The organism is Asticcacaulis aquihabitans (assembly GCF_032490435.1).
Lineage (GTDB): Bacteria > Pseudomonadota > Alphaproteobacteria > Caulobacterales > Caulobacteraceae > Asticcacaulis.
Genome location: NZ_JAVGWM010000002.1, coordinates 893,814 through 910,778, shown reverse-complemented (window position 1 = coordinate 910,778; position 16,965 = coordinate 893,814). Strand labels below are relative to the sequence as shown.

General features: G+C 57.4%; 12 protein-coding genes. 1 reads left to right on the top strand and 11 read right to left on the bottom strand.

Features of this window, described 5'->3' with window-relative positions:
* Positions 1–53 precede the first annotated feature (53 nt).
* The 8 genes from RCJ00_RS10515 to RCJ00_RS10480 form a co-directional block, all read right to left on the bottom strand.
* On the bottom strand, positions 54–1,565 hold the full coding sequence (locus tag RCJ00_RS10515) for a tryptophan halogenase family protein (RefSeq protein ID WP_316221827.1): 1,512 nt from the start codon (positions 1,563–1,565) through the stop codon (positions 54–56).
* 25 nt (positions 1,566–1,590) lie between these two features.
* A complete protein-coding gene (locus tag RCJ00_RS10510) occupies positions 1,591–3,723 on the bottom strand; it encodes an endo-beta-N-acetylglucosaminidase (protein WP_316221826.1) in 2,133 nt (710 codons plus the stop codon).
* A 110-nt stretch (positions 3,724–3,833) separates the two neighbouring features.
* The gene (locus tag RCJ00_RS10505; RefSeq protein WP_316221825.1) at positions 3,834–5,921 is read right to left on the bottom strand and encodes an alpha-L-fucosidase; all 2,088 of its coding nucleotides are present in this window, start codon (positions 5,919–5,921) and stop codon (positions 3,834–3,836) included.
* 172 nt (positions 5,922–6,093) lie between these two features.
* Positions 6,094–6,831, bottom strand: coding sequence for a GntR family transcriptional regulator (locus tag RCJ00_RS10500; RefSeq protein ID WP_316221899.1), 738 nt, complete (start codon positions 6,829–6,831; stop codon positions 6,094–6,096).
* 231 nt (positions 6,832–7,062) lie between these two features.
* The gene (locus RCJ00_RS10495) at positions 7,063–7,848 is read right to left on the bottom strand and encodes a GntR family transcriptional regulator (protein WP_316221824.1); all 786 of its coding nucleotides are present in this window, start codon (positions 7,846–7,848) and stop codon (positions 7,063–7,065) included.
* A gap of 14 nt (positions 7,849–7,862) precedes the next feature.
* Complete coding sequence (locus RCJ00_RS10490) at positions 7,863–8,636, bottom strand: copper homeostasis protein CutC (protein WP_316221823.1); 774 nt, start codon at positions 8,634–8,636, stop codon at positions 7,863–7,865.
* Positions 8,633–9,538 carry a glucosamine kinase nucleotide-binding domain-containing protein gene (locus tag RCJ00_RS10485; RefSeq protein ID WP_316221822.1) on the bottom strand — a complete coding sequence of 302 codons (906 nt, stop codon included), beginning with the start codon at positions 9,536–9,538 and terminating at the stop codon, positions 8,633–8,635. The genes RCJ00_RS10490 and RCJ00_RS10485 overlap by 4 nt, the downstream gene beginning before the upstream one ends.
* A gap of 292 nt (positions 9,539–9,830) precedes the next feature.
* Positions 9,831–12,161: a glycoside hydrolase family 95 protein gene (locus RCJ00_RS10480; protein ID WP_316221821.1), complete on the bottom strand. Its 2,331-nt coding sequence runs from the start codon at positions 12,159–12,161 to the stop codon at positions 9,831–9,833.
* A 273-nt stretch (positions 12,162–12,434) separates the two neighbouring features.
* Here RCJ00_RS10480 and RCJ00_RS10475 point away from each other — a divergent pair, with 273 nt between their 5' ends.
* Positions 12,435–14,117 (top strand): alkaline phosphatase D family protein, encoded by a 1,683-nt coding sequence (locus tag RCJ00_RS10475; protein ID WP_316221820.1) that lies wholly within the window; start codon positions 12,435–12,437, stop codon positions 14,115–14,117.
* 54 nt (positions 14,118–14,171) lie between these two features.
* Here the strand turns inward: RCJ00_RS10475 and kdsA are convergent, their stop codons facing one another.
* From kdsA to RCJ00_RS10460, 3 genes are all read right to left on the bottom strand, one after another.
* A complete protein-coding gene (gene kdsA, locus RCJ00_RS10470; protein ID WP_316221819.1) occupies positions 14,172–15,035 on the bottom strand; it encodes a 3-deoxy-8-phosphooctulonate synthase in 864 nt (287 codons plus the stop codon).
* 109 nt (positions 15,036–15,144) lie between these two features.
* Entirely contained in the window at positions 15,145–15,927 is a 783-nt protein-coding gene (locus tag RCJ00_RS10465; protein ID WP_316221818.1) for a 3-deoxy-manno-octulosonate cytidylyltransferase, read from the bottom strand.
* Positions 15,924–16,910 carry a KpsF/GutQ family sugar-phosphate isomerase gene (locus RCJ00_RS10460; protein ID WP_316221816.1) on the bottom strand — a complete coding sequence of 329 codons (987 nt, stop codon included), beginning with the start codon at positions 16,908–16,910 and terminating at the stop codon, positions 15,924–15,926. Before RCJ00_RS10460 ends, RCJ00_RS10465 begins: the two co-directional genes overlap by 4 nt.
* Positions 16,911–16,965: the final 55 nt, after the last annotated feature.

Genomic DNA, 16,965 nt, shown 5'->3' with positions numbered 1-16,965 from the left:
AACGTCAATCTGATCGAGGGACGCTCCAGAACGGTTTCCTGACCCTGGGGGCTCTAGCGCAAGGCATCCAGAAAGGCCTGATGCGACGGCATGGACTGGACAGCGCGACTGATAACCCCGCGCATCCGGCTGAATTGTGCGGCGACCCGCTCCATCTCGACGACGTTGGCGAGCGGGTCATAGCCTAGAGGGTCTATATTCTGGCCGAGCATGACGGCCAGCCAGCTATTCGGCTGAAACAATTCCCCGGGCGTCAACACGATCCGCGCCGACGAACGGAAGTGGTCAATACGATAGCTTAAGGAATCCGGTACTGGCATGTCGCGGCAGTACTTCCAGAACGCAGAGTCATCCCGCTGTGATGCCTTGTAATGCAGGATGATGAAATCACGGATCGATTCATATTGAGTGGCCATGGCGCGATTATACTGTTCGGCCAACAAGGGGGCGAACCTCTCACCAGGCCAATAGTCGAGCAGCTTGACCAGACCGGATTGAATAAGGTGGATGCTGGTCGATTCCAGCGGCTCCAGGAAGCCGCCGGACAGACCGATGGCGACCACATTGCGGTTCCAGCTCAGTCTCCGTCGCCCGGTCTTGAAGCGTACGAATTTCGGGTCGGCGAGGGCCTTGCCGTCGAGATTACTAACCAGGGTTTGGGCGGCCTCATCATCCGTAATGAAGTCTGAGCAGAACACATGGCCGTTACCCGTTCGGTGTTGGAGCGGAATCCGCCACTGCCAGCCGGCCGTATGGGCGGTCGAGCGCGTATACGGTGTGATGTCCCCCGCTTTTTCACTCGGCACAAAGGCCGCACTGTTGCACGGGAGCAGGGCGCTCCAGTCGTCAAAACCGCTATGTAGGGTCTTTTCGATCAGCAGGCCCGACAGACCTGAACAGTCGATAAAGAAATCCCCCTCAACGGTCTGGCCGTTTTCCAGGTTCAGGCTTTCGATAAAGCCCGTATCGGCAGCCTGACCGACATGCCGGATCTTGCCTTCCACGCGTTTCACGCCGTTGGCTTCGGCATGGCGGCGCAAATAGGCGGCATAGAGGCTGGCATCGAAATGGTAGGCGTAGCTCAACTGGGACAGAGGCGAGTCATCGCGTGGCGGCGTTGTAAAACGATTTTGCCGGGCGGCCGTGGCGTTCAGCGAATAGTCCTCAAACGATTCCACTTCGCCAGCCAGCCGTCGTCGCGTCAGGAACTGATGAAAGGCAGCGCGTCCGATCGGATCGCCGATTGCGCCGAAGGGGTGAAAATAACGCGTGCCGACCTGACCCCAATTGACGAATTCTATACCCAGTTTGAAGCTGGCCTGGGTCTGGCGGACGAAATCCAGTTCGTGGAGTTCCAGCAGGCGGTTGAAGCGCTTGATAGCCGGAATGGTCGCCTCACCAACCCCAATGGTGCCGATCTCCTCAGATTCTACCAGGGTTATGTCACCCAACTTGCCCTGAGTGATCTTGGCCAACAGGGCAGCCGACATCCATCCCGCGGTTCCACCGCCTACGATCACGATCTGGCGGCGATGAGCCGTCGTCATAGTGTCAGCCGAATTCATTTCCGCCTCCCCGGCAGCCGAATGGTCAGGCCCAGTTGAACTTTGTAGCGACCGGCTCACCCGTTTGGCCATCACGGCCATATGGCACGAGTTGCAGGGCGGTCGAGGCGCCATCATGCTTCAAACCATTGACATAGTATTTATCACTGGCGATACGGCCAAGCCAGGTGCGCGTTTTACCGGTCGTGGTGAACAGGTCGTAATAGGCGACGCTCGCATCGAAGGTCCACGCCAGGCGCAGATCCGCCGTCTGTCCATCTGAGTGGCTCTGGGTAGCGGTGATGGCAAGGCTCTTTGGCGCCTGTACGGGCTTGTTGGCGGCCGCAGTCAGGGCAATCTGGCCGATATTGACGGCATAGGGACTTGGCTTCGCAGAGCGGGCCACCCCCAGCGACAGAGCGGCCAGGGTACGCCCCTGATAGGCCTTCAAGCCTTTACGCCATTGCCGCCAACCGCCTTTAAGGGCTGTGCCTTTCGTGACCGGCAGCCATTCGGTGACATTCGGAGCGTCCTCAAATACCAGGCCGACCTTGAGATCGCCCGGGGTTTCGGGCTTGTAGATCAGGCCGAGAGTGGTCGCGGCATCGACGGCAATGTGCGTCTTGTAGAGCCGGATGTCCGTCCCGCTGTTCTTGTCACCGGAAATGCGAATAGAAGCGCCGCCGTCATAGGCATCGGTGAAATCATAGTCGACGTCGAGCAGTGCATCGGCGTCACCGCCCTGCATCGGTTGTTTCCACCACGTCCAGGTTGGCAAGATATCCTGGATGCCCAGGTTATACCACGGCGTTTCAGCCACCTTGACCCCGCCTGCGAAGAAACGATCGCCATCGCCGGTATTGAAATGGCTTACGAACGGCAAGGCTCCGATAACGGAACGCTCGGCGATGAAGTTGGCGACCCCGTAGGTAATGGGCAAACGAATCTGATCCGTCTCTTTTCCAGGCGCCTGGTAGTCCGTGTACAGTTTGCGTGCGGCGGCGGGACCATAAATGGCCTGTTCGGCGGCAGTGGGGGTGTTGTCCATGGCGGGATTGCCCGATTTGCCGGACCAGAACTTGCGATGAAGATCGTACCAGGCCGGTCGCCGCGTGGCGACATTGGTCAGGTGGTCTATCTCCGCCCGCGTGCTGTCGGTCGGCGCGGCGGCGCGTAACGCATCCAATCTGGCGCGGCGCATTTTACGCAGCCCATCCTCAACGCTGTAGATTTGCAACCCACCCAACGCTTTACCGCCGTTCGGCTCGATAACCGTCGGCCCAATCAGTCCCAGATATCCGGGACCGGGGTACAGTTGCAGGCCATAATAGACATCGAAGGGGTTGTAGTTCTGACCAAGCTCGGTCGGTGTTGGCAGGTTTGCCAGCGGCGGCCCCGAACAGCATCCGCGGGTCATGGCGTAATTGCTCCACCCCTGATCGATCATCATCGAGTTGGCGCGGTCCTCGGACGCCCCGCGCGGTGTACCATCTGGATGAGGAAAGCCCGGCCACACGTCGCGTGCATCGGTATATCCGTTGTAAAACTGGATATGAAAATCGACCAATCCGGCCTGTCTGGCCGCTTTTTGCATATCAGCTATCAGGTCCTGAACCGCTGAGGCATCCTTTTCCGTATAGCCTTCGAAATTCACGAAATAGCCATCGAAGCCAAAGTATTTCGCCAAATCAACCAGCTTGCCGGCGACAACCGACCGGGACAGTTCGGCCTCGTTGAAGAACCGCGGATCGGGCTGGAACATGGTCCCCAGGCATCGGGCGCCATTGCGATGCGCGACATCGGTCAGAGACGGATTGGGAACAAGACCGGTTGTATTCCATCCGACAACGACGTCCTGAAACTGCCAGAAGCGCTCGACATGGACCCAGTGCGGGCTGCCAACGGCGTAGCGCGTCCGGTTCAGATCAATATCGGTATCGCTGAGGGTCAGGTAGGCGGCAAGCAGCGTGGCGCCGGACACAGCGGCATCCAGACGAGGGTGCGCCTGAGTGGCTGAAAAAGGCCCTATACGCTTTGCCCTCGCGACATGTGAACGAAAATGCGGTGCGTCAGGATCGCTGACCGGGTCGTAGACCTTGAACGCCTCCCAGTGGTCTTTCGGACCGGAGAAGGGGTATTGGGGCGCCAAATCGCGCGGCGCCTGAGCAACCGCAGCCACATGTGGCGCCAAAGCCAACAACGAGACGGAAGCGGTCAGAGCAAAAAAATTTCGGCGGCTGTGCATGATAAAACAGTCTGCTAAGAATTCAAAAGATGAGGGCGGCGGGCCTACCGGGTGATGATCCCCAGACCGCCAATGACGATCGTGGACTTGTTCTGTACGGCATGCGCGAACCGCAGACGCAGGAACTTGGCTTGATAGGGCTTATGAAACCGAATTCTTTGTTCCGCACGGCTGGCTGCGATGTTTGAAAACTCGCCGGTCGCAACTGCCTCGCCCCAATTTTGGCCGTCAGCGCTGACCCAAGCCTCATATCCGGCGGGCGGACCAATTCGAGCTATGACATCAACACCTAGCGAGATGTTTTGGCCAGCGGGCTTTAGGGTGAACCCCTGCAAGTTGTAGGAGCGGCCCAGATCAATAGTTACGTCTACCGGTTCTCCACTGTGCCCGGTAAACAGACCGTTGCCGAAAAGCGCTTCGGACGGTTCCCCATTTGTTGAGATGAGTTTCCAGTCAGCAGGTGACACATCGAACTCGCGCGTCGTCACGCTGCTGGACACGTTGGTGTCGGCATTTCGCGCTATCGCCTTGACGACGCCGCCATCCAGGAGCGGGAAGGGGGCCGTGTACAGTCTTGCCTTGGCATTTGGTGTAGAACCGTCGAGCGTGTACCTGATCTCTAGCCCCTTTTCCGGCGGGCTCAGAGATACCATGCCTTTCGCATCTCGACCAATGCCAGGCTCTTCCAGGATATCCGCCAGGCGGAACAGTCCAAATCCGTTAAGAATAGGGGAGGCGGCGGCCGTCAATATCCGCAGACGCACCCGTTGCGTTGTAACAGGCGCTTCCAGACGGATCAGTCTTTGGTGCCCGATAGACGTATGATGGGACACCTCTCGCCACTTATTGCCTTGCCAGACATCGACGGCATAATCATCAACGCGAACCCCTCGTGTGATGTCTTCCGAGACGGCGATGACATTGAAGGTTTTTGGCCCTTTCAATGCAACCTCAACCCATGCGCCAGCCCGATCGGTCTCTTTCGCGGCCCAAAAAGTCGATGGGGACAAAAGATTTTGAGCGCTATACGCAGTATTGAAGACGCTGCTCGCGCGGACCGTGGCACCTGTCGCCAAATTGGTTTTGAAACCGGCGTCGAGTATGCCTTTCCAGGCCTTCAGGGCGGCGACATCCTCTGCGGGCACTTGGCCACGCCGATCAGGGGCCAGATTTAGAAGAAGCGTGGTGCCGCGGCCGACAGATTCAAAATAGATCCGTGTCAGATTGGCTGGCGAACGCGGCTTTTCATCGCTATGCCAGAACCAGCCCGGGCGGATGGAGACATTGGTTTCCGCCGGATTCCAGATTGGTCCGCCGCGCACGCCGCGATTGCCCTTTTCCTGAGTATAGGGCGTGGCATCGACGGTTGGCCAACACGGATCGCCGGCGACACCTTCCTCGTTGCCCACCCAACGGATATCCATGTCTGCATCGGCGAACATGACGGCATCCGGCTGGTTCTTGCGCACGATCGCGCGTACCGTATCCCATTGATAATAGGTATGACCGTCGATGCGGCGGGTTTCGCGGGCGCCGCCATAATAGCCATCACCGCCATTGGCGCCATCGAACCAGACTTCGAACAACGGACCGTACTGGGTGGTCAATTCCTCAAGCTGGTTATGGTAATAGGTCACGTAAGCGGGGCGGCCATATTCAGCGTGATTGCGATCCCACGGCGACAGATAGACCCCAAAACTCAGCCCCTGACGCCGGCACGCGTCCGCCATCTCCCGGACAATATCGCCCTTGCCGTTTTTGTAGGGGGAGTTCTTAATTGAATGCTCAGTGTAAGCGCTTGGCCACAGGCAAAAACCGTCATGATGTTTGGCGGTCAGAATCAAACCCGTCAAACCGCCCGCTTTGGCTGCCCCGACAATCTGATCGGCATTGAAATCGGATGGATTAAACAAGGATTCCGGTTCATCGCCATAGCCCCATTCCCGGTCGGTGAAGGTATTTATAGTGAAGTGCATAAAGGCATAGGCGCGCCGGTTATGCCATTTAAGCTGACGCGGCGATGGCGTTGCGCCAAAAGAAGAGGGACCGGATTTGGCCGTCGCTGAGGTGCTGGCCGCAGTCAGGGCGGCCATCGCCACGCCCGATGAAATAAGATATCGCCGGTTGATCATCTTCGCGTCATTTCCTTCTGCAGCTTGTCATCTGGACCTGGTAGATTGGATTGAATGGGCCGCAGACAGGGGCGCGACACAAACGAAACCAAACTACGAGACAGTTGTTATGACAACTCTATATCCGCAACTCGGATTGGCAACGATAAAAATGATTTTCCTGGTAAAAATTTCAGGAATTGTGAGTAAGTTCGGACATTAGGTCGTACGCGTCGCCGCGATAATATGACTGTGTAAACTCTGCGGGCCGTCCGTCGGCAAGAAACCCGCGCCGCTCAATCAGCAATCCGGGCGCCCCGACGGCGATGTCCAGAAGCTTAGCCTGTTCGGCATTGAAAGCCACGGCTCTCAGCCGTTGCAGCGCACGTACCGGGCGCGTACCATTTTGTTCGAGGGCTTCATACAGGGAGTCATTGACCGCATCCAAAGATGGCAGGCAATCCGCCGGAACAGTGGCATAGTCAAGACCCATGGAAAAGCCGTCTGCAAAGCGCATGCGGTTAAATCGATAAACCAGCGTTCCCGGCGAGAGGCCCATCGATAAGGCCTCTTCCGGATTTACAGTCCCTGAGGTCTTTGACAACCATTTGCTACTGGGAACGCGACCTCGCGAGATCATGTCTTCGGTGAAGGAAGACATTTTGGAATAACTCTTTTCCACACGGGTGGCTACGAATGTCCCCGCCCCTTGGCGCCGGGTGAGCAGACCTTCGTAGACGAGTCCATCAACAGCTTTGCGAACCGTAATGCGTGAGACGTTGAACTTTTCAGCCAGCTCTCGTTCGGTGGGAATAGCATCGTCGGGGGCCAACTCGCGCTCATTGATGGCGTTACGAAGCCACTTTTGCAACTGTAGGTAAAGAACAGTCGACTTGGTTCCCTCCGGGGAAACTTCTTTGCTCACCGCCATATAATGCGCATCCCACCCATAAGCAATAAAACGTAATAACAACCCTTGGCTTGATCCGTTTTCATATATGACATTGGTCTTGCGCGTCAAATCCAATTGTCTGATGCGGACACCTGTTCAGCGACACGGACTAATTTCCGATTGAGGATCGCTTTCGACAGAAACCGATATAATTATATGCTTTAATTAGATTTTTTATCCGAAAGGCGCGTAAGCATTTCGGAAAGCGCTTTAAACGGCGATAGCAAACGAAATATCGGTCCCTGGATGATTGGGTCGCATTGGCTCTTGCACAGAGACCTCAGCGATCAAGTCTGCAGCGTCACCACGAAACCATGCATGTGTTACCTCCGCGGTTCGGCCGTCGGCGAGAAAGCCCCTGCGCTCCATAAACAGGCCGGCACTTTGGGGCGCCACGTCAAGCATGTGTGCGTCATTTCCCTGAAGCAGGACGGCCCGTATGCGTTGTAGCGCACGAACGGGGCCATTACCCGATTTGTGCATGGCGGCATAAATCGATCCCTCGACGGCCGCCTCGGTCGTCAGACAGGACAGCAAAAGCACTGAATGTTCAATAGCTACGGGCCGCGTCTCTTTAAAGCGCAGGCGGCGGAACCGATACACCTGTGTTCCGGGCGCTACGCCCAAGGTCATGCTTTCATCGGGCGTCACTCTGTCTATACCTCGTTCCAGCCATACGCTGTGGGTACCTTGACCGCTTGTGACCAGATCTTCCTGAAATGCAGACAGATTGCCTTCAACTCGAGGCTTCGCCGAAACGAAGGTCCCGCATCCCCGTCGCCGCGTCAGAAGCCCCTCGCTTTGGAGATCGGACAGGGCCTTACGTACTGTTAAGCGAGAGACGCCGTACTGTTCAGCCATATCGCGTTCGGGGGGCAGGGCATCGCTATCGCTCAATCGTCCGTCAAGAATCGCGCTGCGCAGAATGCGCTCAAGCTGGACGTATAAAGGGCCAGAACTTGCCTGAAAGGGTGGGACGATATTGAAGAAGGACATTATGGTTCCGCCAGTCAATCCAGCATTACGGCTTCGCGTGTCAGGCGTCCCAGAACGTCGCGGAGTTGGTCGATCGCTCCCGCATCCGTACGACGGTGACTAGGTAGGCTATATCCGAGGCGTGCAGCATCCGATGAGTCAATTGAGCGGGGCATACTGCAGGACCCATGCAGCCAAAGAACGCCTGAACGGGTTACAATTTCCGGCGCGGTAATCGCGCTCACACCCACGCCAGCCATCAATTCGATGCCAGGGTTTGTAGGGGATGCGGCGGCCAATTCAACAAGGCCGCGAATGGCATCGACACCCTGAAGGGCATTAAGAGCGCCGCCCGAGGTCAGGATGCTGTCGATGCCCATGGACTGGGCCGTCGTCAATGCGGCTGACAAATCCGGAACCACATCAAAAGCGCGATGGAGGGTAGTCTGAAGTCCAGCCAACTTTGCGTGTTTAATAAGTTTGCCAAGGACGCGTTCATCCAGCTCGCCCGTCTCTGTATTCGCGCCTAACACCACCCCATTGAGGCCCGTTGCGGCGACCGCGTCGATGTCATGCATCATCAATGTGACTTCGACGTCGTCATAAACGAAATTTCCCTGACGCGGCCGCACCATGACGCGCGTAGGGCAGGGGGACTGCGCCGCCAGGCGCATCATCCCCACACTGGGGGTGAGTCCACCGACGCCGAGGCTGGCGCAAAGCTCTATCCGGTCCACGCCGTGCTTTGTCGCGATATCAAGCCCTTCGGCCGTATCTACGCAAACTTCCAGGCGAATGGTGCGCGTCATGCGTCCACCGTCTGTGCGGCTTGCACATGATCAAGCTGCTGCGCCAAGTGCAAGGCGCCCGAGAGCGCGTCCCCCTTGGGTTCGGTCAGGCAGTCAATCGCCGTCTGCGGCAGCCATGGCCGGATCTGCAATGCCAAGCCGCCCATAAAACAAACTTTAGGCGCGCCCATGTGTACCAATTGTTGAATGAAACGTCCGCAATCAGCAGCCAAATGCCTCAACAACGACGTTGCAACCGGATCCCTCAGTTTTGCGTAGCGGAAAACCAAGGGGGACAGCGCGCCATAGTCCATCGGCAAGGCGGTTTCCGACCAGTCGACTATCGCGGCCGGATCGCCAAAATGGGCGATTACAGCCTTGGTGAAAGGCGTCTGCGTGACCAGCCCGTCCGAGGCTTCGAGTGCCGTCCGAATGGCGTCCCGCCCCAAAGCCGCCGCGGATCCCTTCTCGCTGAGAGAAAACCCCCACCCCCCCAGCGTATATCCCTTACCTTCAATAACAGCATATCCCGAGCTACCCGTACCCGCAATTTGCACGCCCCCGTCGGCGCCTTCAAAGGCGCCAACAGCGGCAATGTGATAATCGGGCCATATCGCGACGGTGTTGAATATGTTCGCTCGCGCCTTGACCCTGATCACGTCGTCCTCTGTGACAATGCCCGCGAGGCCGAAGACGGCAACCGTCCTGGATAAGACGCTCCTGTCCAGCCCAGCCGCCGTGAGCGCGACATCTATAGCCGCCAGGATGTTGTTCCATGCCAGGTCAAGCCCGAGGCGGATATTGGCCGGCCCACCCTGACCTTCACCCAGTATTTTACCGTCTGAGGCCTGAAGCCTGGCACGTGACCGGGTACCGCCGCCGTCTACGCCAAGATAAAGGAAATCGGGAATGTGTTGCGTCATGCCAATGTCTATTGTCAGGGTTTATCAGGACAACTCGGCGGGCATCTATGCTTGAAACAGAAAACGCATTAATGCTGACCAATTTAATATGTTGTCATATCAAATAATTCAACCTCAGGCGATTTGTCCATGAAAAACTTATCGAGTGTAAAAATAACGTCGGTCATGGCGTAAGATCTGCGGTCTACACCAGAGGTTTAGTCTTTTAGGCGGGACTGTAAAGCCGTTTACGGCGTAGGTTTAGCTCACGCCAAACGTGCTCCTATGAAAATGCTAAGCTCTCGCTTCGGTTTCAGGCGAAGCGAAGTGCAAACGAACGGCCGGCCGAGAGTTTTATTTTTATGTCCCAAACCGTCTCGTTTGAGGACGCTAAAAGAGATTGCGCAGGAGGGGCGAAAATGTGGCACTGCACGTCCTTATCGGAGGTCAAAGACGCCGCTACGGCTTTGCCATCCCGCCATGCCACATCGACTTTTATACCGCCTCTGGCCCGTAGTCCGCGTACCTTGCCATTCGACCAGGCCTTCGGCAGCGCGGGTAAAAGGCGCAGACGCCCATTGTGGCTTTGCATGAGCATCTCGGCCATGGCGGCAGTTGCGCCGAGGTTGCCATCTATCTGGAAAATGGGACCGTTATACATAGGGTGCGTGTCAAAATAGTTCGGTGCCGTCGACTCCCGAAACAATTTTTCCAGCATTTCGTTGGCTGCGTCGCCTTCGCCCAGCCTGGCCCTGTACATCACCAGCCAGGCTGCGCTCCACCCCGTTTGCCCACCTCCGTGTAAAAGCCGTGCGGACAAGGTTTTGCGAGCCGCGTCGGCCAGTTGCGGGGTGTCAAGTATGTCGATTTCAGACCCTGGGAACAATCCGAACAAATGCGAAATATGGCGATGTCCAGGCTCTACCTCTTCAAACGGTTGCGCCCATTCCATGATCCGCCCGTCCGCGCCAATCTTCATGCGCTCCAGGTTTGCCGCCGCCGCTTCGGCGGCCGATACAAAATCCGCGTCTACCGACAATTCCCGAGCCGCCTGAGCGGCATTTTGCAGGACACTGAAGGCAATGGATTGGGACATGGTGGGCCCCATGCTTATAAAGCCTGACGTGCCGTCGGGAAGACGATACGCGTTCTCAGGCGATGTCGCAGGGCCGGATACCAATTTGCCTGTCGCGGGATTGGTAACCAGATAATCGAGACTAAATTGGGCACAAGCCTTGAGGATCGGGTAGGCGCGACTCTTCAAGAACGTGCGGTCTTGGGATTGCAGGAAATGTTCCCAAAAATGCAGACTTAACCAGGCGAGCCCGTCGGGCCAAAGCCCCCATTCTGTCGATCCATCAAGCGCGGTGTGACCCCAGGGATTTGTCGTGTAGTGCGCCACGGCACCGCTACAACCATAAGCCACCTCTGCTGTTCGCCGGGCATGAGGCAACAATCGCTCGACATAATCAAACAGGGGATCTGTTAACTCACCCAGGCCGCAAACCTCCGCTGGCCAAAAGTTCATCTGGAGATTTATATTGATATGGTAATCAGCGCTCCAGGGCGGGTTGAAGCCATCCGCCCATAGCCCCTGAAGGTTGGGCGGAAGTGAACCGCTACGCGACGACGAAATGAAGAGGTAGCGGCCGAGATTAAAATAGGCCTCCGCCATTAACGGCATGCCTATTCCTGAACCCGCTTCCGAAAGTCGCGAATTTGCCAAGGGTTGAGACACGTCATCGCCAAGTTGCAGGTCAACCGCTTTAAACAGACGGTTATAGTCCTTGGCGTGGTCGGCGAGAACGGCTTTCCAAGTCTTGCCTTGCACTGCCGTCATGCGACTGCGGCATTGGCCGTCCGGGTCGGACGTCAACAGATCTGTCGCAGCGGTCAATATCAGCGTCGCCGACTTCGCGCCCACGACGGTGTAACCGTCCGCTGTCGTCGAGCATTTGCCTTGCTGAACCTTGCAGGTGAGATATGAAGCGAAGGTCGCACCGCCTTGGGCGGGCGTGCCACGCAACACGACCTTACCGCCTTCGGACGTCGTCGCGCTATCTTGATCGCGACGTAAAGACACCGAAAACGAAAGGCCTTCCGGCGCTGATGTTTCCAAATGCACGAGAAGGGCTTGATCCGGGTAAGATGCGAGAATGGTGCGTTTATAGCTATGTCCACCGGATAGGTAAGAGACTTTGACGGCGGCTTCACCCAAATCAAGTTCGCGGCTATAGCCGCTGATCGCCCCCTTGTGGTCGAATTCAAAAAGCAAGTCGGCCAGCATTTGGTAACTGCCGTAGGTGTCGGTGTTCATGGGGATCATCATCTGATCTGTCGCCAGCTTGTTGGCTTCGGCGAACCGACCTTCGAACAACAGCTTTCTGACTTCAGGCAAAGCTTTTCGTGAGGCTTCGCGATCATCGTCGGCCGGTCGTCCAGACCACAGTTCAACGTGGTTGAGTTGAATTCGCTCCTTATGCGTTCCGCCGAATATCATCCCACCAATCCGGCCGTTCCCAACGGGTAAAGCCTCCAGCCATTTCGATGCCGGCATATTATAAATAAGGCGATGCGTTGATCGGCCAAACGACTTGCCATGGGCCTGGCTTGAGACCGTCGCGGTTGACAGCAAACTCGCCATGCTAATTCCGCCTAAGACACTGCGCCGATCGATCATAGCGACTTTCCACCTGTAAATAACATTTTATCTATGGAGTATGAAGGCTGTTTTAGGGGCGGTCAAGCGCCAAGACGGTACTCACCGGCATGGCGGGCTCCGCTTTGCTTACGGGACGCACAAGGACCCGCCGCTCACGGCAATTAAGATTTTCGTTCAAGAACCGTCATGTATCTGTAAAGCCCCTGTCACCAAATCCCCTTATCGCGCTGCATGACAGGCAAAGAGGGGCTGCCCATGCGCATTACGAGACGTCGTACGCTGCTGGCCATGACGACGCTAACAGCGGCAACCGGCCTTGGGGCAACTACGCCGCCCCCCGCGCCGAAGGGACCTGGTTTCGAGCACGGCGTCGCATCGGGAGATCCGCTGACCGATCGCGTCATTCTGTGGACCCGGCTGAGCGGTGTCGATACATCCTGCGACGTGCAATGGCAGGTCGCACGGGATGACGCCTTTACCCAGATCGTTGCGCAAGGGCATTTCGGCACGGATGCGGGCCGCGACTATACTGTAAAGGTTGATGTCGCCGGACTGGCGCCCGCTACCGCCTATGTCTACCGCTTTCTTTATGGTCAGGTGGTGTCGCCCACGGGGCGTACACGCACCCTGGCCTTACAGACGGACAAGGTTGTTCTGGCCGCTGTGTCATGCTCGCTCCATTCAAACGGATATTTTAATGCCTATCGGGCTATAGCGGATCTTGACCATGTCGACGCCGTCGTCCACCTCGGGGACTACATATACGAATATGGCGCCGGCCTGACTGATTACGGCATGGGAAATGGCCGTCTTCTTGGCCGCATCCCCGAGCCGCCGCACGAAATCGTCTCGCTGAGCGATTACCGCACCCGCCACGCCCAATACAAACGCGATGAAGACCTCCAGGCCGCCCATGCCCGCGCGCCGTGGATATGCGTGTTCGATGACCATGAAATCTGCAACAACCCGTGGAAGGATGGCGCAGAGAACCATACGCCGCCATCCAAGGATGGACCGGGCGAGGGGGAGTGGTCCGTCCGCAAGGCTGTGGCGCTGAAGGCCTATCGCGAATGGATGCCGATCCGCGATCCGGCACCGGGTAAGCTGTCCGAAGCCATCTATCGGAGCTTCCGCTTTGGAAATCTCGCTGAACTGATCATGATCGAGACGCGGCTGCTGGCCAGAAGCAAACAACTCGACTTCTCCGACCTGAAGATGGTCGACGGTCGCCCGGACTTCGATACCTTCCGCACGGCGCTCAATGATCCGCAACGTGAATTGTTCGGGGCTGAGCAACGCCTCTGGCTGAACAATACGCTCCAGAGCTCCGTGCGCGACGGCGTGCGCTGGCAAGTCCTGGGCAATCAGGTCATCATGGCCAAGATCGCAGGCCCCGACCTGATTAAACGCTTCGGCCCTGAAACGGTTGCCAGCCTGATGGCCAGTTTACCCGATAGCCCACGTTCTCAACTACAGACGATGATCGGGCTGTTTAGCCGCCCAGATCCGTTCCCGCTCAATCTGGATGCCTGGGACGGCTACCCCGCCGAACGCGAACGCTTCTACGCCATGACGAAAGCGGCGGGCGCACGCACGATCGTCCTGTCCGGCGATAGTCACACCGCTTGGGCGAACGAACTTCATGATGCCGCCGGCAATCAAGTGGCCGTGGAACTTGGCGTCACCGCCATCACCAGCCCGACCCGCTGGCTTGAGTTGCCCGGTCTTGATCTGGCCCAAACCCTAGCCGATCAGAATGAGGAGGTCGTGGCGGCGGACGATACCAACAACGGCTTTGTGCTCGTCACTCTGACGCCCGACGAAATGATCGGGGAGTGGAAATCCGTAGACACCATTACCTCACGCCAATTTACTTGTACGACGCAGCAGCGTTTCGTTGTTAAGGCAAGTGAAGGCGGCATGACAGGATTTGTGTAGATTATTCTTATATATCAATTCAGTATACTAAAGTATTGATATGCTAATTTTGCCCTACTTACCCTTGGCCAGATCATCGAAGGCGCGCAAGGTGCCGATCAGATCCTTCATCTTATCGATATAGATCATGTTCGGGCCATCGGACGGCGCACGATCCGGATCCTGATGGGTTTCGATGAACACCGCCGAAACGCCGACGGCGCAAGCAGCGCGCGCCAGTACAGGCGCGAATTCACGCTGTCCGCCCGACGTAGTCCCCTGGCCGCCCGGTTGCTGAACGCTGTGGGTCGCGTCGAAGACGACCGGATAGCCGGTCTGGGCCATAATCGGCAGTCCGCGGAAATCCGTCACCAGGGTATTGTATCCGAAGCTGGTGCCACGATCGCACAACATGATCCGTTCATTGCCTGTAGAGGCGATCTTGTTGGCCACGTTCTTCATGTCCCATGGTGCCAGAAATTGGCCCTTCTTGACATTGATGGCACGCCCCGTGGCGCCGGCGGCCAGCAATAGGTCCGTCTGGCGGCACAGGAAGGCTGGAATCTGAATGACGTCAACCGCCTGACCGACCGGCACGCATTGACCAGCATCGTGAACGTCCGTCAGGACGGGGCATCCGAAGCGGTCGCGCACAGCAGAGAGGATATCCAGACCTTCCTCAATGCCTATGCCGCGAGCGGTACCGATGGACGAGCGGTTCGCCTTGTCGTAGCTTGATTTATAGATGAACTTCGTGCCCGTAGGCGCGCAGGCTTCCGCGATCTTCTCGGCCATCATCAGGGCATGGTCGAGACTCTCGATCTGGCAGGGCCCGGCTATCAGAGCGAACGGCTCATCGCCGCCGATGCGGATCTTGGTGGCGTTGAAGTCACCGACCTCGATGACCTTTGTCTGGACGTGCTGCGGGGCGATCGACATAGGGTATTCCTTAGAGCGTTTTCAGTTAAAAAGTGACCGTCACTTCTTAACTGAAAACGAGATAAAACAAAAAATTCAGTATCTTATCGACAAATGATCAATAAGAAGGTTAAATGACAGACTCGATGCGCGCAACATCGACGGGATTGTTCAGCTCCCAGAACACACGCCCGCGGCCATCGACCTCAACGCAGCGTATGGGCATGCCGTTCTCAAGAAACCGCAATTGCTCCAAACCTTCCCAGGTTTCGAGCGGGCCGACCGGCCAGCTCGAATAGCTTTTGAGGGCCGTCGCGCGATACCCATAGACGCCGACATGATGAAAGACCGGAATGGTGTCGCCCTCGGCAAAGCGCTTGCCGGTATATGGGATGACTTCCTTGGAAAAATAGAGGGCGTTCATGTGGGCATCGAACACCGCCGTGGTCCCGCCGACCCGGCCGTGCAACCGGTCTTCGACAAAATTGGCATGGGTCTGGGCGTCGCATCGCAGGACCGGGGTGGCCATCTGGACCTCGGGGTTGGCCTTCATCTCGCGGATCAGGTCCTCGACGAACCAGGCGGGGGTAAGCGGCGCATCGCCCTGGAGATTGACATAGAGGTCGGCCTCTTCGGTCAGGTGCTGCAAAGCGTCCGCACAGCGTTCGGTTCCGTTGGCGCAAGATTCCGCCGTCATGATGACCTGGGCGCCAAACGCTTCTGCCGCTGCCTTGATACGTTCATCGTCGGTACAGACATAGACACTCGCTACATCAGCGACGCTCTTGGCAGCCTCCCACGAGCGTTGAATCAGCGATTTCGGCACGCCATCGCGGCCGGTCAACATGACAAGGGGCTTGCCTGGGTATCGGCTGGAGGCGTAACGGGCGGGGATAAGGATAATCGTTTTCATGCGACACCGGCTCTCAGGCAGTCGTGGATATGAATCAGGCCGACCGGCGTATGCGCCTCATCGACGACGAACAGACAGGTGATCTTTCGCTCGTTCATAATGCCCAAGGCTTCGGCGGCGAGGGCGTCGGGACGGATCGTCAGAGGGCTGGCATGCATGACATTTGCCGCCGTCTTGTCCATCAATCCAACCATGTTACGACGCAGATCGCCATCGGTGATAATGCCTGCTAGGTGCCCCTCGGCGTCGGTGATGCCAACAACGCCGAAGCTCTTGGCCGTCATGACCAGTAGTGTATCGCCCATCGGCGCCTGCGCGCCAGTCAGCGGCAAAGCCTCTCCGGAATGCATCAGCGCTTCGACGCGCAGAAGCTGCGCCCCGAGCTTTCCGCCGGGATGAAAGACGCGAAAATCGGTTGGCTTAAAGCCGCGCTTTTCCATTATGGCGACGGCAAGCGCATCGCCAAGCGCCAGTGTCATGGTCGTCGAGGTCGTTGGCGCCATGCCGATGGCGCAGGCTTCCGGCGCTGGCGGGAGGACCAGAGCAATGTCCGCCGACTGAAGCAGGGTCGATTGCGGGCGCGACGCGACGCCGATCAAGGGAATGGAAAACCGTCGTGTATGGGCAATGATATCCGACAATTCCGAGGTCTCGCCGGAATTACTCAGCATCACCACAACGTCGTCCGGCGTAATCATGCCCAGGTCGCCATGGCTGGCTTCGGCCGGATGCACGAACTGCGACGGCGTGCCGGTGGAGGCCAGCGTGGCGGCGATCTTCGCGGCAACGTGGCCGGATTTTCCCATGCCGGACATGATAACGCGGCCCTTGGCCGCATACATGGTGTCTACGGCCTTGACGAAGCTATCGGAGAGCGAGGCGGCAAACAACAACAGGGCTTCGCCTTCGGTGCGCATAACGCGCGCGCCAATTGCGAGGATATCTGCGTGGGAATCGACTTGGGATGCAGGGGCTGTGGTCATGAACCTACCATATAAAGGCCGCGCGCGTCATAGCAAGGGCTGTCCGCTGCGACAA